The 23,635-nt window shown below is 71.8% G+C and carries 17 protein-coding genes and 1 pseudogene; 3 read left to right on the top strand and 15 right to left on the bottom strand.

All coding sequences use genetic code 11. The features are described from left to right. From LXT23_RS00005 to LXT23_RS00025, 5 genes and pseudogenes are all read right to left on the bottom strand, one after another. Positions 1-922: pseudogene (locus tag LXT23_RS00005) on the bottom strand (hypothetical protein); the annotation flags it as partial. 95 nt (positions 923-1,017) lie between these two features. Continuing rightward, positions 1,018-2,481: a ChaN family lipoprotein gene (locus tag LXT23_RS00010; RefSeq protein WP_253977959.1), complete on the bottom strand. Its 1,464-nt coding sequence runs from the start codon at positions 2,479-2,481 to the stop codon at positions 1,018-1,020. 99 nt (positions 2,482-2,580) lie between these two features. Next, positions 2,581-4,071, bottom strand: a complete 1,491-nt coding sequence (locus LXT23_RS00015) for a ChaN family lipoprotein (protein WP_253977960.1) — start codon at positions 4,069-4,071, stop codon at positions 2,581-2,583. A gap of 85 nt (positions 4,072-4,156) precedes the next feature. Further along, the gene (locus LXT23_RS00020; protein ID WP_253977961.1) at positions 4,157-4,642 is read right to left on the bottom strand and encodes a ferritin-like domain-containing protein; all 486 of its coding nucleotides are present in this window, start codon (positions 4,640-4,642) and stop codon (positions 4,157-4,159) included. Positions 4,643-4,759: 117 nt separating this feature from the next. Further along, positions 4,760-5,086, bottom strand: a complete 327-nt coding sequence (locus tag LXT23_RS00025; protein WP_253977962.1) for a PQ-loop repeat-containing protein — start codon at positions 5,084-5,086, stop codon at positions 4,760-4,762. Between the two features lie 290 nt (positions 5,087-5,376). On the opposite strand from LXT23_RS00025, the gene ligD reads away from it, so the two are divergent. Both ligD and LXT23_RS00035 read left to right on the top strand, forming a co-directional pair. Next, positions 5,377-7,404 carry a DNA ligase D gene (gene ligD, locus LXT23_RS00030; RefSeq protein ID WP_253977963.1) on the top strand — a complete coding sequence of 676 codons (2,028 nt, stop codon included), beginning with the start codon at positions 5,377-5,379 and terminating at the stop codon, positions 7,402-7,404. A 45-nt stretch (positions 7,405-7,449) separates the two neighbouring features. Further along, complete coding sequence (locus LXT23_RS00035) at positions 7,450-8,382, top strand: DMT family transporter (protein WP_253977964.1); 933 nt, start codon at positions 7,450-7,452, stop codon at positions 8,380-8,382. Positions 8,383-8,384: 2 nt separating this feature from the next. Here the strand turns inward: LXT23_RS00035 and LXT23_RS00040 are convergent, their stop codons facing one another. The 6 genes from LXT23_RS00040 to LXT23_RS00065 form a co-directional block, all read right to left on the bottom strand. After that, on the bottom strand, positions 8,385-8,798 hold the full coding sequence (locus LXT23_RS00040; RefSeq protein WP_253977965.1) for a hypothetical protein: 414 nt from the start codon (positions 8,796-8,798) through the stop codon (positions 8,385-8,387). 76 nt (positions 8,799-8,874) lie between these two features. Beyond that, positions 8,875-12,609, bottom strand: a complete 3,735-nt coding sequence (locus tag LXT23_RS00045; protein WP_253977966.1) for a VCBS repeat-containing protein — start codon at positions 12,607-12,609, stop codon at positions 8,875-8,877. A 27-nt stretch (positions 12,610-12,636) separates the two neighbouring features. Further along, complete coding sequence (locus LXT23_RS00050) at positions 12,637-14,175, bottom strand: hypothetical protein (protein ID WP_253977967.1); 1,539 nt, start codon at positions 14,173-14,175, stop codon at positions 12,637-12,639. A gap of 13 nt (positions 14,176-14,188) precedes the next feature. Then, the gene (locus tag LXT23_RS00055; protein WP_253977968.1) at positions 14,189-15,592 is read right to left on the bottom strand and encodes a DUF1501 domain-containing protein; all 1,404 of its coding nucleotides are present in this window, start codon (positions 15,590-15,592) and stop codon (positions 14,189-14,191) included. Between the two features lie 17 nt (positions 15,593-15,609). Further along, positions 15,610-16,305 carry a hypothetical protein gene (locus LXT23_RS00060; RefSeq protein ID WP_253977969.1) on the bottom strand — a complete coding sequence of 232 codons (696 nt, stop codon included), beginning with the start codon at positions 16,303-16,305 and terminating at the stop codon, positions 15,610-15,612. Beyond that, positions 16,305-18,323 carry a DUF1585 domain-containing protein gene (locus LXT23_RS00065; RefSeq protein ID WP_253977970.1) on the bottom strand — a complete coding sequence of 673 codons (2,019 nt, stop codon included), beginning with the start codon at positions 18,321-18,323 and terminating at the stop codon, positions 16,305-16,307. Before LXT23_RS00065 ends, LXT23_RS00060 begins: the two co-directional genes overlap by 1 nt. 170 nt (positions 18,324-18,493) lie before the next feature. On the opposite strand from LXT23_RS00065, the gene LXT23_RS00070 reads away from it, so the two are divergent. Then, complete coding sequence (locus LXT23_RS00070; RefSeq protein WP_253977971.1) at positions 18,494-19,057, top strand: DUF420 domain-containing protein; 564 nt, start codon at positions 18,494-18,496, stop codon at positions 19,055-19,057. Positions 19,058-19,060: 3 nt separating this feature from the next. On the opposite strand, the gene LXT23_RS00075 is transcribed toward LXT23_RS00070, so the two are convergent. From LXT23_RS00075 to LXT23_RS00090, 4 genes are read right to left on the bottom strand one after another with little or no spacing between them, the layout of a single operon-like run. After that, on the bottom strand, positions 19,061-20,251 hold the full coding sequence (locus tag LXT23_RS00075; RefSeq protein ID WP_253977972.1) for a hybrid sensor histidine kinase/response regulator: 1,191 nt from the start codon (positions 20,249-20,251) through the stop codon (positions 19,061-19,063). Further along, positions 20,248-20,697, bottom strand: a complete 450-nt coding sequence (locus LXT23_RS00080; protein ID WP_253977973.1) for a response regulator — start codon at positions 20,695-20,697, stop codon at positions 20,248-20,250. Before LXT23_RS00080 ends, LXT23_RS00075 begins: the two co-directional genes overlap by 4 nt. Beyond that, complete coding sequence (locus LXT23_RS00085) at positions 20,694-22,976, bottom strand: ATP-binding protein (RefSeq protein ID WP_253977974.1); 2,283 nt, start codon at positions 22,974-22,976, stop codon at positions 20,694-20,696. The genes LXT23_RS00080 and LXT23_RS00085 overlap by 4 nt, the downstream gene beginning before the upstream one ends. Then, positions 22,957-23,595, bottom strand: a complete 639-nt coding sequence (locus tag LXT23_RS00090) for a biliverdin-producing heme oxygenase (RefSeq protein ID WP_253977975.1) — start codon at positions 23,593-23,595, stop codon at positions 22,957-22,959. Before LXT23_RS00090 ends, LXT23_RS00085 begins: the two co-directional genes overlap by 20 nt. Positions 23,596-23,635 lie beyond the last annotated feature (40 nt).

The raw sequence follows: 23,635 nt of genomic DNA on the forward strand, positions 1-23,635 counted from the left end.
AGGGACTGCGCCAGAAGGGCGCCTCCATCAGCTTCAGCCAGTCGTCCTCGCCACCCGCGCTCTCCAGGAACGCGTCCACCCGCGTCTGGTTCTCCAGCGGCAGTTCCAGGCCCACCGTCACCGGCGTACCGGCCACCGTCGCCTGGCAGGCCGCCTGCGCCACAAAGCGCGGCACCTCCTGCGTACCGTGCATCTCGCCCAGCAGCAGCACTCCGCCCTGCTTCACCTGCTTGCCCAGCCCGATGATGGGCAGGCCGCACTCCATGGTGATGGCACTCGGGGCTTCCTTGGCATTGGGGGCCCGGGCCACCTGCACCGGCTTGGGCGCGTTCTCCTCCTTCGCCAGCTTCGGGGCCACCTCGTTGAACACGCGCCACTCCATCACCAGGTCTCGCGAGCCCTGCCCAGACTCCGCGAAGTGCGAGTTCTCTCCGCGCGGCGCATCGAACCGGTCCTCCAGGTCCTCGGCGCTGAACATGGTGTCGAACCCTTCCGGGTTGGCCATCACCGCCTCAGGCGCATCCCCGTTGTGCGACATGCCCACCGAGCGGTTGACGCTCCAGTCCAGCTCCTTGCCCGCCTGGGACAGCGCCTTGTTCGCGCTCTTGGTGATGCGGATGACCCAGAGCTTGCTCTGCGTGGGAGACTCACGCTTGCCCAGGACGAGATAGCGGTGCCAGTAGCCCGCGACCTTCGAGCCACCGAACTCCTCGCGCCACTCCGTCTGGAGCACCATGCTGCCCTTGTCCTCACGGAAGGACAGCTGGTTGTCCGTGAAGAACTGGCGCACCTCCGGCCAAACCTCTTCCAGGGGCCGGTCGTAGATAGCCTCCCGGTCCGGAATGTCCAGGGCACCCTGGCGGGACGCACAGCCCGCCACCATGCATGCCAGTGCTACAGCCGCGTATGCCATCGCGCGCATTCGATACCCCTCCTCGAGAACGACCCGGGGAGGGAACGCGACGGAGTCCCTGGCATATCGGCCGCGAGAGCCCTCGCGGCCGGGTGAGGCGCCCGTCAGTGAGAGGCCGCGGACGACGCGTCCTGCTCGCTCGCGGAGCGGGCCGAGTTCTCGTCCGCGCCCGGACGGCCCAGCCCCCGCTGCACCGCCGGCACCGACGCGTTCACCGGGCCCACGTAGAAGACGCCGTGGTAGCCCGACTCGTTCACCCCGGCCCAGCGGTGCACGAAGAAGCGGTCTCCGTTGTCCTTCCCCTTCGCGTTGCGGATGCCGCAGTCCAGCCTGTCCTTCACGCCCTTGCTGTCCACCGCGCAGATCCACGCCGAGCCGCTGTCATACGCCATGTCCAGCGCCACCACATCGTCGAGGGCCTCCTGCAGCAGCAGGCCCATCGGACGGAACTTCTTGTCCCACGGCAGCCCCTGCCTGGTGCGCGAGTGGACGTTGCCGGAGAGCACCACATAGAAGCGATTCTTCGCCGACTCCACCTGATGCTTCACCGTGGCGGCCATCGCCGTCTCGCGCGCCTGCCCCTGGGCCATCGGGTGGTCGAAGACGAAGACCTCCACGTCCAGCCCGCGCGAGCGCAGCTGGCGCAGCTGCTCCAGCATGTTCGCCACCGCCTCGCTGCTACGGCCGTCCGGGTAGGGGCTGCGCCAGAAGGGCGCCTCCATCAGCTTCAGCCAGTCGTCCTCGCCGCCCGCGCTCTCCAGGAACGCGTCCACTCGCGTCTGGTTCTCCAGTGGCAGCTCCAGCCCCACCGTCACCGGCGTTCCCGCCACCATCACCTGACAGGCGGTCTGCGCCACGAAGCGCGGCACCTCCTGCGTGCCGTGCATCTCGCCCAGCAGCAGCACCCCACCCTGCTTCACCTGCTTGCCCAGGCCGATGATGGGCAGCCCGCATTCGATGGCCATGGCGTTGGGAGCGGCCTTCGCGTCGGGCGCCCGGGCCACCTGCACCGGCTGCGCTTTCTCCTTCTCCAGCTTCGGCGCCACCGAGCGGAACACCCGCCACTCCATCACCAGGTCTCGCGAGCCCTGCCCGGACTCCGCGAAGTGGGAGTTCTCCCCCTGCGGCGCGTCGAAGTACGCCTCCATGTCCTCGACGCTGATCTCCCCATCCCCGCCATTGGCACCCAGGGCGCGGCTGACACCCCAGTCGATTTCCTTGCCGGGCTTGGACAGCGCCTTGTTGGCGCTCTTCGTGATGCGGATGATCCAAAGCTTGCTCTGGGTGGGGGACTCGCGCTTGCCCAGCACCATGTAGCGGTGCCAGAAGCCCGCGACCTTCGAGCCGCCAAACTCCTGGCGCCACTCCGTCTGCAGCACCATGCTGCCCTTGTCCTCGCGGAAGGGCAGGCTGTTCTCCGTGAAGAACTGGCGGACCTCCGGCCACATCTCTTCCAGCGGCCGGTCGTAGATGGCTTCCCGGTCCGGGATGTCCAGCTCACTCATCCGGGCCGCGCAGCCCACCCCTATGCATGCCAGCAGCACCGCCGCGTATGCCATCACGCGCATCTGAAGCCCCTCCTCGGAAGCGAATCCCCGGGAGCGTAAACGACAGGCACGGCTCTGGCATATCGGCCGCGAGGATCATCCCACCCGCGCCCCCCACTCTCAGTGGATGGACGCGAGCGACGAGCCCTGGTCCCTCGCCGGGTGGACCGAGTTGTCGTCCGCCCCAGGACGCCCCAGCCCCCGGTGCACCGCGGGCGCGGACGCATTGACCGGGCCCACGTAGAAGACGCCGTGGTACCCGTCGTCGTTCACCCCGGCCCACTGGTGCATGAAGAAGCGGTCCCCGTTGTCCTTCCCCTTCGCCTCCCGAATCCCGCAGTCCAGCTTGTTGTTCACCGCGCAGATCCACGCCGAGCCGCTGTCGTACGCCATGTCCAGCGCCACCACGTCGTCGAGCTCTTCCTTCAGCAGCATCCCCATGGGCTGGAACTTCTTGTCCCACGGCAGGCCCTGCTTCGTGCGCGAGTGGATGTTGCCGGTGAGCACCATGTAGAAGCGCCCCTTCGCCGACTCCACCTGGTGCTTCACCGTGGCGGCCATCGCCGTCTCACGCGCCTGGCCCTGCGCCTTCGGGTGGTCGAAGACGAAGACGTCCACGTCCAGCCCCTGCGAGCGCAGCTGGCGCAGCTGCTCCAGCATGTTCGCTACCGCCTCGCTGCTGCGCCCGTCCGGGTACGGGCTGCGCCAGAAGGGCGCCTCCATCAGCTTCAGCCAGTCGTCCTCCGTGCCCGCGCTCTCCAGGAACGCGTCCACCCGCGTCTGGTTCTCCAGCGGCAGCTCCAGCCCCACCGTCACCGGCGTACCGGCCACCGTCGCCTGGCAGGCCGCCTGCGCCACGAAGCGCGGCACCTCCTGCGTGCCGTGCATCTCGCCCAGCAGCAGCACTCCGCCCTGCTTCACCTGCTTGCCCAGGCCGATGATGGGCAGCCCGCACTCCATGGCGATGGCGCTCGGCGCGTCCTTGGCATTGGGGGCCCGGGCCACCTGCACCGGCTTGGGCGCGTTCTCTTCCTTCGCCAGCTTCGGAGCCACCGCGTTGAACACGCGCCACTCCATCACCAGGTCTCGCGAGCCCTGCCCAGACTCCGCGAAGTGCGAGTTCTCCCCCATCGGCTCGTCCAGCATCTCCTCCCAGTCCTCGGGGCTCGTGGTGGGCTCGCTGAACTCGCTGCCCGTCCGGGCGGCATCCTTGTCGCCGGTGGGACCGTGCCCGACCCGGCTGGAGCTCCAGTCCAGCTCCTTGCCGGGCTGCGACAGCGCCTTGTTGGCGCTCTTGGTGACGCGGATGACCCAGAGCTTGCTCTGCGTGGGGGACTCGCGCTTGCCTAGCACCAGGTAGCGGTGCCAGAAGCCCGCCACCTTCGAGCCGCCGAACTCCTCGCGCCACTCGGTCTGGAGGACCATGCTGCCCTTGTCCTCGCGGAAGGGCAGGTTGTTCTCCGTGAAGAACTGGCGCACTTCCGGCCACATCTCTTCCAGCGGACGGTCGTAGATGGCCTCCCGGTCGGGAATGTCCAGGCCACCCTGGCGGGCCGAGCAGCCCGCCACCATGCATGCCAGCAGCACCGCCGCGTACGTTACCAAGCGCATCCGCTACCCCTTCTCGAGTGTCAGCTCGGAGGGGGAACGCGGGCCTGGCCCTGGCATATCGACGGAATGGGAGCCGCCGCCCGCCTCAGGCCTGGGCTTCGGAGCCGTCGTGGACGGCGGCGCGCTGGCGCTCCCAGGGACGGGTCCTGACGGCCTCCCGGACCCAAAGCACATGGCGGCGCTCGTCCTCGCGGTGCTTCTCGATGAGCGAGCGCACCTCGGGGCTCCAGTCGAACCGCAGGGCCAGGTCGTAGGTGCGGTTGGTGAACTCCTCGTTGCCGAGCATGGCCACCAGCGCGGCCTCGGTGCCCATCATGCTCGTCATCGCGGTCAGGCTCTTCATCGCCGCGCCCTTGAAGTCCGGCCGCAGGTCCACCGGCGTTCCTCCGAACTGGCTGATGAGGGCATTGAGGTCCTGCACGTGTCGCATGTGGTCAATGCGGAAATCGTTCAGCCGCTCACGGACCAGCTGCTCCGGGATGCGCGCGAGTGCCGCGTCGTACGCACCCACCGCATCCGCGTCGAGCTGGGCCAGGCTGCGCAGCCGGGCTACTTCGGAATTCTCGGCCATGGGACCTCCTCAACGGGACTGGGGCAATGTGGGCTGACTCTTCCCATCAGCCAACCTGTCCCCGAGGTCCGCCTCCCATCAGGCCTGGAGGGCAGGCGGGCAGGCCTCGTCCGGAGTTCAGGCGTGGACGGGACGGGTGGACTCACGCCCCCCCGCGGGCTGGCCACCCTGGGTCCCGCGCCGACGCTCCGCATGGCGGTGCTTGAAGACGATGACGATGCCCAGCAGGGCGCTCAGCAGGAGCAGGGCGTTCGTCACCACGAAGACCCAGTTGCGCACCATGAGGCTGTAGATGGTGAAGCCGACGGAGGCTGTTATCTGCCCCACGAAGAGCCACTTGGACACGCCCTCGCTGGAGCCGGACTTCCACTGTTTGTAGACCTGCTTGCCGATGGTCAGCACCAGGATGAACGAGCTGAACCAGCCGATGGCTTCGGACCCCATGTACCCTCCGGGAACAGAGATGCGCACGCCCGGGCCCCGGGGCAGGTGCAGGTGCCTCCTTCCCCTCCGGCCAGTCCCACGCGCCTCGCGTGCCGCGCGCGCGGGAGCCCCTACCTTTTGAAGTGAGGGGTGAGCAGTACGCAGTCCACGCGTCCCGAGCCCGGTCTCAGCGGGGCCCGGTTGGCTGGCGGCCCTCCGGACAGTGGGTGGGGGCCCGGGGCGCGTGCTCCTCTCCCTTCCCTTCCTCCACGGGATTTGCCGGTGGCACGCTGGATGCCAAAGGTTCAGGCGTGAAACGCCCAAACGCCCGTCTCGAGACCTACCGCAGCAAGCGCGACTTCAGCCTGACGCCCGAGCCGGCGGCCCGCACACCGGAGACGCTGCTGGAGCGCGTCTGGCCTCCCATGCTGGCGCGGCTGTCGGTGCCCGAGGAGGCCAGCGACGACACGCACGTCTACGAGGTGAAGTACGACGGCTTCCGCGCGGTAGCGGGGCTGCTGGGCGGGAAGCTGGCCCTCCAGAGCCGGCGGGGCAATGACTTGTCAGCGCGCTTCCCGGAGCTGGCGGCGGCGCTGCGCGCCCTGGACGTGAAGGACGCGGTGCTGGACGGCGAAATCGTGGCGCTGGACCCGAAGGGCCGCTCGCGCTTCCAGCTCTTGCAGAACCAGGCCGGCGTGGAGCAGCGCTTCGTCATCTTCGACGTGCTGTGGCTGGAGGGCGAGGACCTGCGGGGGCTGCCACTGGAGGAGCGCCGCGAGCGGCTGGAGCGGCTGCTGCGGGACGTGAAGCTCCCGCTCCAGGTGTCGGAGCGGCTGGACCTGCCGCTGGAGCGCGCGATGGGCGCGGCGCAGCGGCGCGGGTGGGAGGGGCTCATCGCCAAGCGCCGGGGCTCGGCGTATGTGGGCACCCGCTCCGGGGACTGGCTGAAGCTGAAGGTGGTGGCGGGCCAGGAGGTGGTCATCCTGGGCTACCTGCCCATCCAGAACGAGCGCGCGAAGACGGAGCTGGGCGCGCTGCTGGTGGGCGTCCACGACGAGAACGGCTTCCACGACGTGGGCAAGGTGGGCACGGGCTTCTCCTCGAAGGACCGGAGCGCGCTGCGCCAGCTGCTCGACAAGGACCGCGTGAGCGCGCCCATGGCCGTGGACGCGAAGCCTCGCAAGGGCGCGGTGTGGGTGAGGCCGCGCCACGTGGCCCAGGTCCACTTCACCGAGTGGACGGAGGACGGCCGGCTGCGCCACCCCGTCTACGAGGGCCTGCGCACCGACAAGCGCCCCATCGAGGTCGTGCGCGAGCTGCCGGCCCCGGTGGCTCGCGGGGCGCGAGCGCAGGAGGCCCGTGCCAGCACGCGGCCGGTGCGCAAGGCCGCGCCCGTCCGGAAGCAGCGGGCCGCCACGGGCACACGGCGCGCGCCCGCCGCGCTGGCCGCGCGCACGGCGGCGGTGCGGAAGCCCGAGGGAGACGCCCAGGTCGGCCGCGCGAAGCTGACGCACGGCGACCGCGTGCTCTTCCCCGAGAGCGGGCTGACGAAGGCGGACGTCTTCGCGTACTACCGCGAGGTGGCGCCGCTGCTGGTGCCCGTGCTGACGGACCGGCCCATCGCGCTCGAGCAGTGGCCCGCGGGCATCCAGGCGCCGGGCTTCTTCCGTCACGAGCCGTCCGGCATCCCCCCGTGGGTGCCCACGCTGACGGTGCGCCACGAGGACAAGACGCTGCGCCACGTGAATGTGAAGAGCGAGGAGCCGCTGCTGTGGCTGGCGAACCAGTCCGCGCTCACGCTGCACATGTGGCCCAGCCGGGCCCCCAGGCTGGCGCAGCCGGACTTCCTGGTGCTGGACCTGGACCCGGGCGACGGCGGCTGGGCGGACGTGGTGACGGTGGCGCGCGCGCTGCGCGAGAAGCTGGAGGCGCGGGGACTCAGGGGCTACCCCAAGACGTCCGGCAAGCGGGGCCTGCACGTGCTGGTGCCGCTGGCCCCGGGCCACACCTACGCGCGGACCCAGGCCTTCGCGGACGCGCTGGTCGCGGAGCTGGAGGCCGACCTGGGGGACATCGCCACCACCGAGCGCGCCATCAAGAAGCGCAAGGGACGGCTGTACCTGGACGCGGGACAGAATGCGCGCGGCAAGACGGTAGTGGCGCCCTACTCGCTGCGCGCGAAGGAGCCCGGCACCTTCTCCGCGCCCGTGAAGTGGAGCGAGGTGACCCGGCGGCTGAACCCCGCGCGCTTCAACGTCCAGACGCTGCGCAAGCGGCTGGACGCGGTGGGAGACCTCTTCGCCGAGGCGGTGAAGGACCCGCAGACACTGCCGGAGTGACGCGGCGCGCACCCGGGCCGCCGGCCGTGGTAGTCCGACGCGCCCATGTCCTCCGCCCCCACCGTCACCGGCGCCGTGAAGCCTGGCGGCCCGCTGAAGGTCGCCCTCGCCTACTGCGCCTGCTTCCTGCTTTGGGGTTCCACGTGGTCGGTGGTGAAGGTGGGCCTGGAGGATTTGCCCCCGCTGCGCTTCGTGGGCATCCGCATGCTGGTGGCGGGCCTGGCCCTGCTGCCCTTCGCCCGCGCGCGGGGCGCGTCACTGGGCGCGCGCACGGGCTGGCGCATCGCCGGGCTGGGCCTGCTGCAGATTGGTATTCCCTTCGGCCTGCTCTTCGTCGGGCAGCAGTGGATTCCGTCCAGCTGGGCGGCGCTGCTGTTCTCCACCTTCCCCGTGTGGCTGCTGCTGGTGGGCCGGGTGATGATGCCGGAGCAGCACCTCACCGTGCGCAAGCTGCTGGCCGCGGGGCTGGGCGTGGCGGGCGTGGTGGTGCTCCAGCACTCCGGGCTGGGCGCGCTGGAGGTGACGGGCAACGTGCTGCTCGGGTGCCTGCTGTGCCTGGGCTCGGTGGCGGTCATCGCCGTGGCCAACGTGCTGGCCAAGAAGCACATGGGCCACGTGCCTGCGCACGTGCTCGTGTTCGGCCAGACGTTCAGCAGCGCCCTGCCGCTGCTCGCGCTGTCCTTCCTGTTCGAGGCCGGCCAGCCGGTGAACTGGACGTCCCGCTCGGTGCTCGCCGTCCTCTACCTGGCGCTGTGTGGCACGGTGCTCACCTACCAGTGCCTCTACTGGCTGCTGCCGCGCATCTCCCTGGCGGCGCTCGGCGCCATGGCCCTGCTGGACACGCTGGTGGCGGTGGTGCTGGGCGTGGTGTTCCTCGACGAGCCCCTCACCCTGTCGCTGCTGGTGGGCGGAGGGCTCATCCTCGGTGGCGCCGCGCTCGCCAACCTCATCCCTCCGGAAGAGGCGCCCTCGCGCTGACGTCAGCCCGCGTGGGCCGTGGCCGCCGCGCGGTGCTGCTCAATCCACGCGCGCGCCTGCTCCGGCGTGTCCACGTACACCAGGTCCAGCGGCCTGCCGCCGCTGAGGATGGAGCCCACCATCAGGCTCTTCGTGGTGGCCTTCTGGTCCAGCCCGGCGCCGATGTAGACGAGGCCCAGGAACCACTCCGCCTTCGCGTGGTCCACGAGGTAGCGGCGCGACTCCGAGCTCAGCTGCGAGCCGGAGATGTCCGCGGCCAGGTAGAAGCGCTGCACCGTCCCCACTTCCCGGTAGACGGCGCAGGACCACTGCGACGTCTCCACGGAGATGGCTCCCCGGAAGTGCGCCCAGAGGATGTCCGGTGGCTCCAACCACGCCCGCTGCTCGCCCTGAATCCACTCTTGTTGCCGTGACATGAAACTCCTACAGTGAGAACGGACACAGAATAGGCCCGTTTCCACCTGGAGACCAACGGCCTCGAGGCCTGGCAGTTCAGAAGGCGAGCGGCAGGGCGAAGGCCGTGCCGTTCTGGGTCCCCGTGCGGTAGCTGCGTGGCGCACCGATGACGACAGTGTGCGGCACCGTCCCACTGCCCGGCATCAGCGCCAGGTCCTGCCCCAGCGCGCTGCGCTCCGAGCCGTCACCCACCACCATGAGGTAGGGGGAGAGGGCGCCTTCCTGGCCCCGGCCGCCCGCGTAGAGGAACACGGCGCCGCCGCCATCCGAGGCCTCCGAGGCCCCCGGCGCGCCCACCAGCAGGTCCGGCACGGAGTCACCGGTGACGTCCCTGCCGCCGGCCAGCGCGGCGCCGAAGCTCACCGCGCGGGTGCGGTGCACCAGCGTCACCGGCGTCACGCCATCCCCCAGCGAGCCAATCACCAGCGGGAGGCCCGCGGTGCGCCGCTCGTCCATCTCCCTGATGAGGTCCGCCTTGTCGAAGAGGAGCACCACCGGCTGCGTCACCCCGTTGAAGGGGAGGCTGGAGGCGCTGATGGCCACGAAGTCGCGCGTGTCGTTCAGGAACCTGCCGGCCCGGGCAATGCCCACGCCCAGGCCCTGGTTGGCGAGGCTCACCTCGCTGTCGCCGGCGATGCGCAGCACGGTGGGCGTGGTGCGCGTGCCGCAGCGCGTGCCACCGGTGTCGTAGCCGAAGAGGATGGCCACGCCGGAGCGCGTGCCTTCCGCGTAGCGCCAGGCCAGCTCGTCGCAGCTGTCGCCGTTCAGGTCCTCCAGCGTCGTCGGCACGGACGTCTGGAGGTTCAGCGACGGCCACGAGTAGACGGGGTCGCAGCCCATGGTCAGCTTCGCCAGCGAGGCGTCTTCCGGCGCGCGGCCGAGGAACACCTCGAGGCCCTTGTCACGCAGGACGCCGAGGTCCTCCTTGCCGTCGTTGTTGAAGTCGAAGCCGCCGACGACGCCGCGGCCGATGGAGGAGCGCCTGCACCGGGCGTCCGTGTCCGGCGTGCAGCCGGCAATCTGCGTGGGCGCCCACAGCCGGAAGGCCGGCTTGAAGGTGCCGTCCGCCTGCCCCAGCGACACCAGCAGGCCGCCCACCGACAGGGTGCCGGTGGTGACACACGCCGCATCCACGCTGGCGTAGGTGCTGGTCAGCTCGGCATTCGACGCCGTGGTGCCCGTGCCCGGCACGTAGAAGCCCGTGGCCGCCACCACCAGGTCCTGCCGCCCGTCACCGTTGAAGTCGGTGAAGGCCACGTCCTGCCCCACGCCGCGGCCCGCCTTGCTGGGAGAGGGGGCGCCCTCCTCCGCAATCCTCGCGGCCGCCGGCTGGCTCACGTCATGCGCGTAGGCCCGGCCGATGGACAGCGCGTCACCGTCCCCGTTGGAGCCCGCACCGGACCAGCCCGGCGCGCCCACCGCCGTCATCACCCGGTTCTGCACGCCGCGAGCGATGGCCACCGTCTCGCCGTAGCGCTCCACGCTCGGCTTCACCGGCACCATGACGCCGGTGCGGGGCCACTCGGCCAGCGACGCACCCGTGCGCTGGTACAGCTCCACCCGGCCCGTGAAGGCGCCCGTGTCCGACGAGGCCCGCCCGGAGAAGGCCACCAGCACGTTGCCCGACGGCAGGCTCCACGACGCCAGGCCGGAGCCCAGCGTGTCCGACTTCGCCGTGCCGTTGAGCGTGGCCACCGGCTTGTTGAGGACGGCGCCCTTCGTGAGGGTCGCCAGCGGGTACACCAGCACCTTGCCGCTCCAGCGCAGCGTGGTGTTGCCGGGGGCGGGCGCGGACGCGCGGGGCGCGCCCAGCAGCAGCTCCGGCCCCGGCGCGCCGTCCACGTCCAGCACCGCCCAGCTGCGGCCCGCGAGGATGCCGCCCGCGTCGCCGTAGATGCGGGCGAAGGCCTCCTCGCGCTTCACCTGCGGAGGCGTGGCGGCCGGGTCGCCCGCGGGCGTGCGCTCGCTGAGGTCGAACAGGAGCGCGCCGCCTGCGTCGCCGCCGGACTGGACGCCGCCGCTGGAGCGCAGGTCCGGCGAGTCGAGCTGGTCCGCGACGGCCAGCAGCAGCGGGGGCCGAGAGCCCTCGCCCGGGACGGCGCCCAGCCGCCACGTGCCCTCGGTGCCGTCCGCGGTGTTGGAGGGCAGCACGTACACGTCCGGCGAGGCCCGGAAGCGCGAGCCCTCGGCCCGCGCGAAGAAGACGGAGATGGCCACCTGGGAGCCGGACACCGCGCCCTCCGCGTTGTAGCGGGAGATGCGGCCGAGCGCCGCGAGGTCCACGCGCCCGTCCGCGTTGAGGTCCGCCGCCAGCACGGCGCGCCCCAGGTCCGAGCTGCTGCGCGCCACCAGCGCGCCCTCGCGCGTCAGGTCCGAGCCGCCCAGCCGCACCGCCGGCAGGTCCGGCACCGGGCTGCTGCTCTCCGAGAGGTAGAGGTCCACCGTGCCGCGCCGGTTGATGGCCTGCGTGGGCGCCAGGTCTCCCAGCGGCGCGCCCACGGCGAGGTCCGGGTCGCCGTCGCCATCCAGGTCCGCGACGGCCATGCCCGCGCCGAACGCGGCGTCGCGCAGCAGGCCCGCGAGCTGCAGTCGCAGCGGGGCCGGCGTGCCGCCCTTGAAGGTATAGAGGTACACCGCGCCCGCGTTGTTGACGGCCACGTCCGCGCCGGGCGAGGACACCACCAGCTCCGCGCGCCCGTCCGCGTCCAGGTCGCCCGCGGCCAGCGCGTCACCGAAGTTGGCCGTGTCCGTGCTGCCGGTGAGCACCCACGTGGGCTGGGCGGGCAGGCCGTCCGTGCCGCCCTTGAAGATGAAGACGGCGCCGCCGTTGGGCCTGCCCAGGTCGCTCTCGCGCTGGCCCACCGCCAGGTCCTGCGTCCCGTCGCCGTCGAAGTCCGCCGTCACCATGGTGGCCGCGTCCGTGAGGCGGCCGTGCGCCTGGCCCGGCCGCGTCAGCTCGGCCAGCACGCGCACCGACACCTGCGCCGTCTGCTTGATGAAGGGGTCCGTCGCCGTCAGCACCGTGACGCCGGTGTCGCCGGGCGCGAAGGACAGCCGCCCGTCCGCCAGCGTCCCGGGGCCCGACACCTTGGCCCAGGTGATGCGGTCCCCGCCGCCGCGCGTGGCCAGCGGCACGGAGCCGCCGGAGGGCACCGCGAGGAAGGCCGGGTCGCCCGTCAGCTTCGCGCCCGTGCGCACCTGGTACTGCAGCTGCGCCTCGTCGCCCGTGCTCGAGTCGCGCACGGTGAGGATGTCCAGCCCGTCCCGCGCGCCCGCCGTGTAGACGCCTCCGGGCGTGAGGGTGGCACCGGACTCGCTGCGCGTCAGGGTGTACGAGGCCGAGCCCAACAGCCCGGCCGAGGCAATCTGGAAGGAGGTGCCCGGCGGCAGCTCCGCGCGCGCGGGGGCCACGTCGAAGGCGGCCACCACCGACACGCTGGCGCGGGCGTCCCCGGGGCACTTCGCGTCCTCCACGATGAGCGTGTCGGTGGCGGGCGTGCGCCCCGCGACGAAGCGGTTGCCGATGAGCTCTCCCGAGGAGCCGCCCGGCTCCAGCAGGAAGCGGTACTGGCCGCTCCCGCCGGTGGCCGCCAGCGCCACCGGGCCGGCCACGCGCACGCGCGCGGGCTCCACCGTGAGGGCCAGCGGCGGCAGGCCCGTGCAGAAGTCCACCGTGGGCGGCAACGGCACCACGCGCGCCTGGTCCGGCTCGTCCGAGCAGGCGGCGGCGAGGAGCGCGAGGAGGGGGGCCGCGCGGGTCAGTCGAATCATGTCGGGTGCCTCGGGGGGACGGCTGCTTCAGGGCTTCGCGCCGGACGCGGCCCAGCGCTGGATGAGGGTGATGAGCTGCGGATCCAACGGCCCGTCAGCGGGCATGCGCTTCTCCCGGACGGCGGCGGTGATGGAGGCCGCGTTGGCCTGCCAAAGCTCGTAGGTGTTGAGCGGCCGGCCCGGACTGGTGGTGTGGCACTTCGCGCAGCGTGACTCGTGGACGGGACGGATGTCCACCGCCCAGCTCACCGGCCCGGAGGACACCGGCTGGTAGTCGAAGGGCACGGAGCGCCGCGCCTCGCTGCCGTCCGCGAAGCGCGCCACCACGTCGAGCGCGTGACGCCCGGCGTCCAGGCCCGCGAAGGAGTACGCCTTGAGCGTGCCATCCGCCTCCGCGCCACCCAGGCTGTACTCGGGCCCGGTGGCCGGCACCTCCACTCCGCTCAGCCGGAAGAAGATGCGCTCGGGCGGCGTGCCCGGCGGCGGCACCGCGCGGACGACCAGGCCGTCCTCCACCACCTGCATTCCCTGGTGCAGCCCCGTCACGCGCGGCGCCGGCGAGCGGCTGAGGGCCACCGTCGCACCGCCGAGCTGCACCCACGCGGTGCCGGCCTCGTCCACGGCGAGGAAGCGCAGCTCTCGCGTGTCCAGGTCCGACACCTCGCCCCACGCGCCCGTGGCGGCGTCCGCGTCGTACAGGAACAGCGCGTCGCTCGACTTCACCCACATGAAGCGGCCCGCCGCGAGCAGCTGCACCGGCTGCTCCCCCAGGTCCACCCGGTGCCAGGCCTCGCGCGTGCGGCGCAGCAGGCCCTGGTTGGTGAGCAGCCACAGCTCTCCCGCCGTGCCCACCGCCGGGCCCAGGCCCGCCAGCGACTCGACGACCTCGCCCTTGTCCAGCGGCGCGCTCGCGTCGCGCACCTGGTAGCTGGTGGCGCCGGTGGCCACCGCCACGCTCAGCTTCCCGTCGCGCAGGAACCACACGCCCGGCGAGCCATCCGCCGCTGGGGCCGCCGCCATCGCGGTGATGCCCGTCAGCGGCTCGCCGCCCACCTTCAGCGCGGACAGCGTGCCCTCCTGCAGCCGGTACAGGCCGCTGGTGTGCGCCAGCCACACCGCGCCGTCGGCCGACTGCGCGGTGGCGGTGACACCCGGCGCCAGCGCGGTGCGCCAGGGCGGGGCGATGAGCCAGCCCGACTCGGCGAGGAACAGGCCATTCTGCGCCTCCACCAGCGCGCTGTGGGGCCCCAGCCGGAAGACGCCCGTCACCGGGCCCGCCTCCACGGTGTTGCCCGGGTGCGGCTCCAGCGCGCCGCGAGAGCCGTCCAGCCGCAGCCGGACGAGCCCTCCCGCGGCGCTGGCGAAGACGCCGCCGCCGGACTGGTCCGCGAAGCCCGGCGCCGCCGCGAGCGCCACGCTGGCCTGGACCTGGGCCGGGCGGAAGGGCGCCGGCTTGGGCCGGTCCAGCGGGTTGGCGTCTTCACCGCACGCGCCGGACAGCACGGCGGTGAAGACCAGGAGCGACAGGGAGACGACGGAGGAGGACGTCCTCGGATGGGTGCTCATGACGGTCGACGGCTCAGGCGAGGATGGTGCGCAGGGGCTCCACGCGGGTGATGCTGTAGTCCAGCTTCGCCGAGGCGAGGACGGAGGCGATGACGTGCTCGGGGAAGATGTTCTCCCCGTTCGGGTCCGCCGCGCCGGTGCGCAAATCGAACCGGCCCGGCGACATGCCGATGTCGCCGCTCTTGCCGAAGACGGTGTTGTGCTTGAAGCCCGCGCCCATCAGCAGCGCGGAGCTGCACAGGTGGTGGTCGCGGCCGCCGGAGGCGTTGATGAGCGGCGTGCGGGAGAACTCGGAGAACACCATGATGGTGGTGTGGTCCATGAAGTTGCCGCCGGACGGGTGGGCGCTGGAGCGCAGGTCCTCCACCAGGCTGGCCAGCGCGTCGAAGCCGCGGCGCTGGTTGTTGGCGTGGGTGAGCTGGCTGCCGAAGTGCGTGTCCAGGCCGCCCGTGAGGTTGATGGTGACGCACTGGGCGATGCCGCGCTTGAGCGCGGTGGCCACCGTGGCCGCGCGGCCCTTCTCGCTGTCCACGTCCGCCTGGCTGTTGAGGCCGTAGCGGCTGCGCACCGCCGCCATCTCCGGCAGCGTGGTGTCGAGGAACTGGAAGGCCTTCTCCAGCCCCTGCGACTGCACCAGCCGCATCTGGTCCTGGCTGTTGGCGTAGGTGGTGCCCACGCCGCGGGTGCCGTACGCGGCCTGCTCGCAGTTGACGGGCTGGCCGCGGAAGTCGAGCAGCTGCTTCTCGATTTCGCTGTCCAGCTGCTGGCTGGCCGGCCGCAGCGTGAGCAGCAGGTCGTCCCGGCGGCTGACGCGCAGCGCGTTGGCGTAGCCCCCGTAGCGGTCGTTGTACGACTCCACGTTGTAGGAGATGGAGGCGATGGGCACCCGCGGCTTCATCTGGCCGACGATTTCCGTCGCCGTGGAGGAGCCGCGCGCGGCGCTGCCGATGGGAATCTTGCCGGTGAGGAAGTAGCGGTAGCCCACCTCGTGGCCCAGCGTGTTCATGTTGATGCCGCGAATCACGGTCATCAAGTCGTAGTGGTCCGCGAGCCGGCCCACCGCCGGTCCGAAGTCGATGTTCGGCCGGCCCGCGCCGGGGCGCTCGTTGGGGATGATGGGGCGCGACTGGAAGCGCGAGTCGTTGATGAGGTTGTAGCCGGGCAGAATCTTCGTCTCGGCGGCGCGGTCCGGGGTGAACTCGTCCGGGTCTCTCGGGTCGAAGGCGAGCAGCTGGTCCCAGCCTCCGGAGAAATAGACGAAGACGAAGCAGCGGTCCGCGGGGGCCAGCTCCGCGGCCTGGGCGAAGGCGCGGAAGGGCACGCCGCCCAGCAGCGTGGAGCCCATGAAGCCGGCGGCGGCCTTGAGGAAGGTGCGGCGCTCGGGACGGTGGTTCTCGTCGTGGCGGTTGTTCTTCATCGCAGTCACTCCGAGGCTCAGTAGGTGATGAAGCGCGGGTCGGTCAGCATGGCGATGCACACCACCGCCAGCACCTGGTCCCGCCGCTTGGGATTCGTGTTGAGGGACTCCACCCGGGCCGCGGCCTGGGTGAAGAGGGTGACCCACTTCGTCAGCTCCTCGCCTTCCAGGGGAGCACCCCAGAAGCGCGTGGAGTTGTAGACGAGGTACTCGCGCACCTGCGCGTCGGTCAGCTTGCGCAGGTCACCCCAGGCGCCGGGCAGCGTGCGGCTGAGCGTGCGCAGCGAGGGGTCCGTCAGCTTCACCTCGGCATCCGCCTGCTTGAGGCAGGTGTAGCGGGCGCCGTCCTCGAGGAACTTGGCGAACACGAGGTTGGGCTCGGTGTTCTCGTTGACGACGAGGGCGTAGTCCGCGCGGCCCAGGGAGGTGGCGCGCGCGTCGATGCCGTCGCGGCCGTCGTCGGTAATCCACCGGCGGCCGACGGCGTGGAAGATGGCCGCGTCCAGCTGGGCCACGGTGAGCCGGCGCGGAGCGCGGCCCACGCTGCCGTTCTGGGCCTCGGGGTCCGGCAGGGGCTCGAAGTCACCGGGCTGGTGGGGGTTGGGGACGGGCTCCAGCTGGCCGTCGAGCGGAGGCGGGACGGTGTTCTCCTCGGACTTCGTGCAGCCGGAGGCCAGCGCGAGCAGCGCGGCGGTCAGGACAAGGCGGCGCATCAGTCGATCCTCCGGTAGGCGTCGGTCGTCACGACCCGCTCGATGAGCGACTTCAGCTTGTGGCCGCTCCTGGCGAAGTCCTGGGAGAGCGGCGTCAGGTACATGCGCTGCTCCTCCGCCGACATCGGCCGGCCGAGGAACTCGTTCCAGATGCGCTTCACCGTGCAGCGCTCCAAATCACCCGTCTGCAGCATGCGCTGGACGAGCAGCTGGGGGCCGGCCTCGATGTTCTGCTCCTCGTCGGGCGTGCGGTAGAGGTACGTCTTGAGCATGCCCAGGCTGCTGGCGCCGTCGCCGTCATAGGCCTGCATGACGTACTGGTTGCACTCGCCGCCGCAGCTGGTGTCGCCGTTGAGGGCGCAGTCGCGGCACTTCGGGTCGAAGCGAGGGAACTGGTCCGGCGGGAGGAACTGCGCGCCGCGCTCGGCGTAGCGGCCCCAGTGGGCGCCGGTGGGCTCAATCGTCGCGTGGCAGTAGTTGCAGCCGCAGCGCACCGCGAGGTTGTTCTCCCGGTTGCAGGAGTCCTCGGGCGCGGGCAGCGAGCCCTCCGCGGGCGGGGAGAACGTCTTGCAGAGGAAGGCCTCGTAGAAGTGGTTCACCCGCGCGCGCTGGGTGGGGAAGCGGTAGAGGAAGGCGGGCGTGGTGAGCACGCCGGAGTGCGCCGCGTCGCGCGTGTACTCCGCCCAGGCGCCGTTCTCCTCGTAGGGGATGGCGGGCACCGCGGCCAGGTCCGTGGGCGCGGAGACGTTGAAGATGCCCGCGCCCTGCCGCTGCCGGTAGTACTCCGACAGGGTGCCGTTCACGAAGGAGCGGCGCGTGGTGAGGATGTTGAAGTAGGGCTCGTCCCGCTTCACCACGGACTCGGCGATGCGCAGCGGCTCCTCGTTGAAGGCGACCACGCGCATGTCGTGCACGCTGCGCACGTTCTGGGGCTGGCCGAGGTTGCCCACCTCGCAGCGGCGCAGCTTGTCGCCGCAGCCGCAGGTGCGGTCGCCGGTGAAGCGCGCCGCCTCGCAGGAGGCCAGGGTCCACGGGTTGACGCTGTTGTTCTGCGCTTCGATGGCGCACACCTTCACGGTGGCGGGCGTGCCGGCGGTGGCCCAGAAGGGCTGGGGCGCCATCACGAAGCCCTCGCGCTGGATGCAGCCGCGGCGGGGCGTGTAGTTGCCCTTCACGCCGTCGCGCCACTCCAGGTCCAGCGTGCAGCGCTTCAGCTCCGTCAGCGACGGGCGCGAGGCGGGGTTGGGGTGCTCGAAGGCGACGATGCGGCCGGCCTCCAGCTTCTCCACCGTCAGCGCCGCGGTGGCCGTCCGGCCCGGGTCCGGAAGGCACATGAACGAGTCCTTGTTCGCCCCCTGCACGTCACAGAAGTAGACGTACTTGCCCCAGACGGCGTGGTCCCGGACCTGGGCGCACGTGGTCACCTGGTTTGCGCCGGCGGTGAAGGTGGCCAGCGGCGTGCACTGGTAGAGGTTCTCGTCGTAGTCGAACGTGACGGGCATCGGCACCTGGCGCTCGTCCCGGCACGTCAGCACGCGCTCGCGCAGGGGGGCCGCGTGGGCGTCCGGGTTCACCGCCGTGAGGCAGGCGGACTGCTCGATGGTGGACTCGCAGCCAGCGCCATTGACGCCGCGCAGCGCGCTGGCGCTGTTGTTGCCCAGGTAGAGGGGGCTGGTCTCCGCGCCGGAACCGCTCATGCGCGAGTTGCCGTTGTCGAAGACGCTGGCGGACAGGTTCGCTCGCAGCAGCGCGCGGTGGTACGCCCGCATGCGGCCGTGGAACTCGTCCTTCTCCATCATGGCGCGGATGTCGTCCGAGCCGATGGCGCCCTTGGCCTGGATGGCCCGGTACTCCTCATAGGTCGGGGGACGGCCCAACAGGTCCAACGACAACTGCCGGAGGTGCCGCTCCAGGGGCACCTTCGCGACGGGCGCACAGACGGCTTCCTCGGCGGAAGCAGGTGTGGCCAGAACGAAGGCGGCGCCGGCCAGGGCGGCAAGGCAACGCACACGGTCCAAAGGGGACCTCCGAGAGGGGGGTCGGGGGTGACCAATTCCCAGTATGCAAGAATTACCTGTTGAAGATCAAACGATGGGTAAACAAAACCTCATCCGACATGTGCGCCCGGGTGGTTTCCCCGAGTGAGCCGTGGTTGCAACGCATTGCAGGCCGGGAGAGATAGGAAGACATGTCGAACGCCCTCCCCGCGTCGCCTCGGGCCCGAGTCAGTGACCGGGCCTTCTACGTGTTTACCGCCGTGGTCTCCGCGGCCGCGCTGTCGTTCCTGGCGTGGATTCTGATGGTGCGGCGGGGCGGGCCGGTGGACGGCGTGGATCTGCGCTTCCTGCCGGCAGTCAACGCGGGCCTCAACGCCACGGCGGCGGCGCTGCTCATCGCCGGGTGGGTGGCGGTGAAGCGGGGTGCGCGCAAGGCGCACCAGTACCTGATGGTGGCGGCCTTCGCGGCGTCCGCGCTCTTCCTGGTGTGCTACCTGGCGTACCACTACGTGCACGGCAACACGCGCTACGTGGGCGACTGGCGCGGGCTGTACCTGAGCATCCTGGCCAGCCACGTGCTGCTGTCCATGTCGGTGGTGCCGCTGGCGCTGGTGGCCTTCTACTTCGCGTGGAAGCAGGAGTTCACCCGGCACCGGAAGGTGACGCGGTGGCTGGCGCCCATCTGGGTCTACGTGTCGGTGACGGGCGTGGTCATCTTCTTCATGCTGCGCGGCAGCATGCCCGCGGTGCCGTAGCGCTCACGACAGGGGGGCGGAGGGCGTCGGTCCTCCGCCGGAGGCGCCCACGCTGGCGGAGTCCGTCCGGGGCAGGCGCACGGTGAAGGTGGTGCCGCGGCCCTCCTGGCTCTCCACCTGGATGGTGCCCCCGTGCAGCTCCACCATGTGGCGCGCGCTGGCCAGCCCCACCCCGCTGCCGGCGATGTCGCTCGTCACGTTGCGCCCGCGGCGGAAGCGCTCGAAGACGAAGGGCAGGTCGTCGGTGGGGATGCCGATGCCCTCGTCCGACACCTCCAGCCGCACCCGGCCCACCGGCTCGCCGGGCTCCTCGGCCAGCCGCACCGTGACGGTGGTGCCCGGCGCGCTGTACTTCACCGCGTTGCCCAGCAGGTTCTCCAGCACGCGCTCCAGGCCCCGCACGTCCCAGCTGCCGGTGAAGTCCTTGCCCCGCTCGTGCAGGACGAAGCGGTGCCGGGCGGCGGCCTCCAGCGCGTGCAGCTTGGAGCCCACCAGGGCGCGCAGGTCCATGGGCTCGCGGCGCAGCGGCTGCTCCTCGCCGCGCGTCACCTCCAGGAAGTGGTCGATGAGCTCGCCCATGCGGTGCGCGGCGCGGACGATGTGCTCCAGCCGCGACGCCTGTGTGGGGGTGAGCACGCTGGGGGCGAGCTGACGGCTGAGGAGCTGGGCATTGAGGGCCATGATTTGCAGCGGCCCCTTGAGGTCGTGCGTGGCCAGGGCGAAGAGCTTGTCGCGCACGGCCAGGGCCTCACGGGCGGCCTGCTCCGCGCGCTCGGCCTGTACACGGCGCGCTTCCAGCTCGCGCGCCATGCGCACCCGGTCCACCGCGCTCCGGAGGCTGCGGCGCAGGCGCTCCGCGCTGAAGGTGTCCTTGACGAGGTAGTCCTGGGCGCCCGCCTTCATCGCGTCCACCGCCACGCGCTCGCTGCCGCTGCCGGTGAGCATCACCACCGCGGGGACTGCGTCCAGGGCGCGCGAGTGGAGCTCACGCACCAGGCCCAGCCCGTTCATCCCCGGCAGGTGGTAGTCCACGAGGACGACGTCCAGCGGCGTGGCGTGGATGCGCGCCAGGGCCTCCTCCGCCGTCGAGACGGCCTCCACGTGCCAGGCGCCGTCCGCGTCGCGCTCCAGGGCACGGCGCACCGCGAGCCGGTCCGCGGGGCTGTCATCCACCAGCAGCACGCGCAGGCTCATGGGGGCGACTGCCTTTCCCCCGGCAGGCGGGCCGCGGTGAACCAGAAGGCCTGGAGGGCCCGCGCGGTGGCCTCGAGCGGCTCGCCGGGCTCCGGCTTGAAGAGGTAGCAGTTGGCCCCGTCCGCGTAGGCGCCCTCCACGTCCCCCACCGCCTCCGAGCTGGAGAAGATGATGACGGGGATGCCGCGCAGCGCCGGGTCCGCCTTGAGGCGCGACAGCACCTCTCGGCCGCTCATGCCCGGCATGTGCAGGTCCAGCAGCACCAGCGCCGGCCGGGGGGCGTCCGCGTGGTCGCCGCGCTGGTAGAGGTAGTCCAGCGCGCTCTCTCCGTCACGCACGCGCACCACGGGGACGGGCATGGGGAGCCGGCGGGCGATGCGCTCCAGCGCCACCGCGTCCGCGTCGCTGTCCTCCACCAGCAGCAGGGGGCGTCGGGCCGTCGTCATCGCGGCCCCCGGCCCAGCGTGAAGTAGAAGGTGGCGCCCTGGTGGGGCGCGGAGTCCACCCACAGCTCGCCTCCGTGCAGCCGCACCAGCCGGCGGGCGATGGCGAGCCCCGCCCCGGAGCCGCCGCCATACGCCTGGGCCGGGTGCAGCCGCCGGAACATCTCGAAGATGCTCTCGTGGAACTGCGGGGGGATGCCGATGCCCGGGTCTCTCACGAAGAAAACGTAGGGCGCTCGGAAGCGGTCCGCCGCTGCCGGACGCGGCTCCCCCGGGCCGAAGAAGCCCGGCTCCACCCAGCGCGGCTCGGCTGCCTGGTACTTGGCCGCGTTGGATAGGAGGTTGGCCCACACCTGGCGGATGCGCACGGCGTCACACGCGATGCGGGGCAGGCGGCGGGGCAGGCGCACCTCGACACGGCCCTCCTCCAGGCGCGTGGAAATCATGGCGAGCGCCTCGTCCACCACCTCCTGCATGTCCACCTCGCCCCACGCCAGCTCCACGTAGCCGACGCGGCTGTACTCGAAGAGGTTCTTCAGCATCCCCTGGGTGCGCCGGGCCAGTCCCCCCACGGCCTGGAGCTGCTCGCGTCCCTCGGGCTGCAGCGAGTCGCCGTAGTCTTCGAGGAAGAAGGCGGTGTACTGCTGGATGCCGCGCAGCGGCTCCTGGAGGTCGTGCCCCACGGTGCCGCTGAAGGACTCCAGCTCCGCGTTGGAGCGGGCCAGCGCGCGCGACAGCCGGGCCAGCTCCGCCGCGTGGCGCAGCACCACCCCCGCCAGCCCGCCGCGAAACGCATCCGCCGCTTCCACGTCCTCGGGCGTCCAGGGTGCGCTCACCCCCCGCACCTCCTCGCGCCAGGCGGCGAAGGAGCCCCGGGGGTGCAGCCGCGCGTGGCCCGGCTCCGCCTGCGCGGGCTTGTGCGGGTTGCCCGCCCAGGTGACGGTGCGCTCCACCTCCGGACGGAACCAGAGGACGAAGCGCGGGGCCTCCGGGTCCAACCGCACCGCCAGCAGGCCGGCGGCCACGTCCGCGCGGCCGGCCAGCGGCGGGAAGAGCGCGCCCAGCCGCTCGGTGTGGAAGGTGGTGCCCTGCCCCGCCTCCAGGGTGAGCCACGCGGCCAGGGCCCGCACCTCGTCCGCGGAGGGCGTCTTCCCGAAGAGCAGGGGCGCGTCGCCGTGCTCGGGGTCCTCGCCCTTCGCGTCGAGGGCGCCGCCGAGCAGGAGCGCCGCGCCGCTGGCGCCGGTGAGCTCCAGCAGCAGCCCGCCGTGGCTCTCGAGCGCGGCGGGGAGCGCGGGGCCTTCGCCCAGCTGGGTGACGAGCCGGCGCTGGAGCTCGGCGCGGCGGGCGCGCGAGGCGGCCTCGGCGCCGCGCTCCTCGGCGGAGAGCTGCAGGGACAGCAGCCGCGCGAGGACTTCACACGCCTGGCGCCGGGCGGCGGAGACGGCGTGCGGCTTCAGGTGGTGACACGCGATGAGGCCCCACAGCGCGCCGTCCTTCAGCAGCGACACGGAGAAGGAGGCCCCCACGCCCATGTTGCGCAGGTACTCCAGGTGCACCTCGGACACGCTGCGCAGGGCCGCGCCGGAGAGGTCCAGCGGGCGGCCCGTGTCCGGCAGCGCGGGCGGCTCCAGGGGCACGGTGCGGGCGTTGACGTCCGCGATGAGGCGCAACGGGTTGCGCGTGTAGAGGGCACGGGCCTGGACGGGGATGTCCGAGGCGGGGAAGTGCAGCCCCAGGAAGGAGTCCACGCCCCCTCCCCGGCTCTCCGCCAGCACCTCGCCGTGCCAGTCCGCGTGGAAGCGGTACACCATGACGCGGTCGAAGCCGGTGAGCGCGCGCACTGCGTCCGCGGCGGCCTGGAGGAGCGCGGGTGTTCCGTGGGCGCGTGACAGCGAGGAGACGAGCCGGTGCAGCGCGGCGAGGGCGTCCTCCTCGGCCGTCGAGTCCGAGAGGGGCTCCAGCTCCAGCACCGCGAGCCCGTCGCTGTCGTGCAGCAGCGCGGAGCAGGCGCGGCCGCCCACCTTCACGCGCACGGGCCCGGAGGCCGTGCCGGCGCGCACGCGGCGCAGGGTGTCCGCGTCCAGCACGCGGGTGACGGGCTGTCCGCGCAGGGCCTGGGGTGACACGCCGAGCAGCGCCTCCGCGTTGGCGCTGACCACGGCCACGGTGAGGTCCGGCTCGCGGAAGGCCAGCAGCACGCCATGCGGCTGGATGCCCCCCAGCAGGTGGATGGGCTCCCTGTCACATCGGGTCAGGTCCAGCTCAGGGGCGGACGGACGCATGGCCTGTCTCCCGCGTGAGCCAGGCTCCGAATGCATCGAAGGTGTCTTGGGCTCCCTTCACCACCCGGGTGTCGAAGTCACCGGAGGCCGCCCGGGCCGCCGTGTGCGTGAGGGCCTCACCGAAGGCCCGCCACATGGGGCCCACGTCCTCGCCGTACGCGCGGAAGAAGGCGAAGTCACCGACGGGGACACCGGCGAAGTGGCGGCGTAGGTGGCGGAGGATGAGCTGACCTCCCAGGGTGGAGCCCTCGAGGACGTAGAAGCAGCCCAGCGCCTCCGGGACTCCGGGCAGGGCGGGCAGCTGCTCGCAGCGGGGCAGCCTGGCGAGCGAGGCGGCGTCATGGCCGAGCGCGCGGAGGTCCTCCTCCAGCAGCGACACCTTCCAGCGCTCGTGGGCTCGCAGGGCGGGCTCCGCCGCTTCCAGCCGGGCGGCGAGCGCCGCCTCCAGCGGGACGTAGAACCCATGGAGTGCTTCCAGGTGACGCCGGTAGTCGCCGGGAGTCAGCCCCGGCTCCATCAGCCGGACCGCGGCCTCGGTGCGCTCATGGTGAGGGCGCGTCTCGGTCTTCAATCGCTGCAGCAGGGACACGGTGGCGAAAAGATGGCCCCAACCTCGCATGGAGGGAACCGGGGTTTTTCCGGGAGTGTCCACCGGGTTA

Origin of the sequence: Pyxidicoccus xibeiensis (assembly GCF_024198175.1) — a bacterium.
GTDB classification, from domain to species: domain Bacteria; phylum Myxococcota; class Myxococcia; order Myxococcales; family Myxococcaceae; genus Myxococcus; species Myxococcus xibeiensis.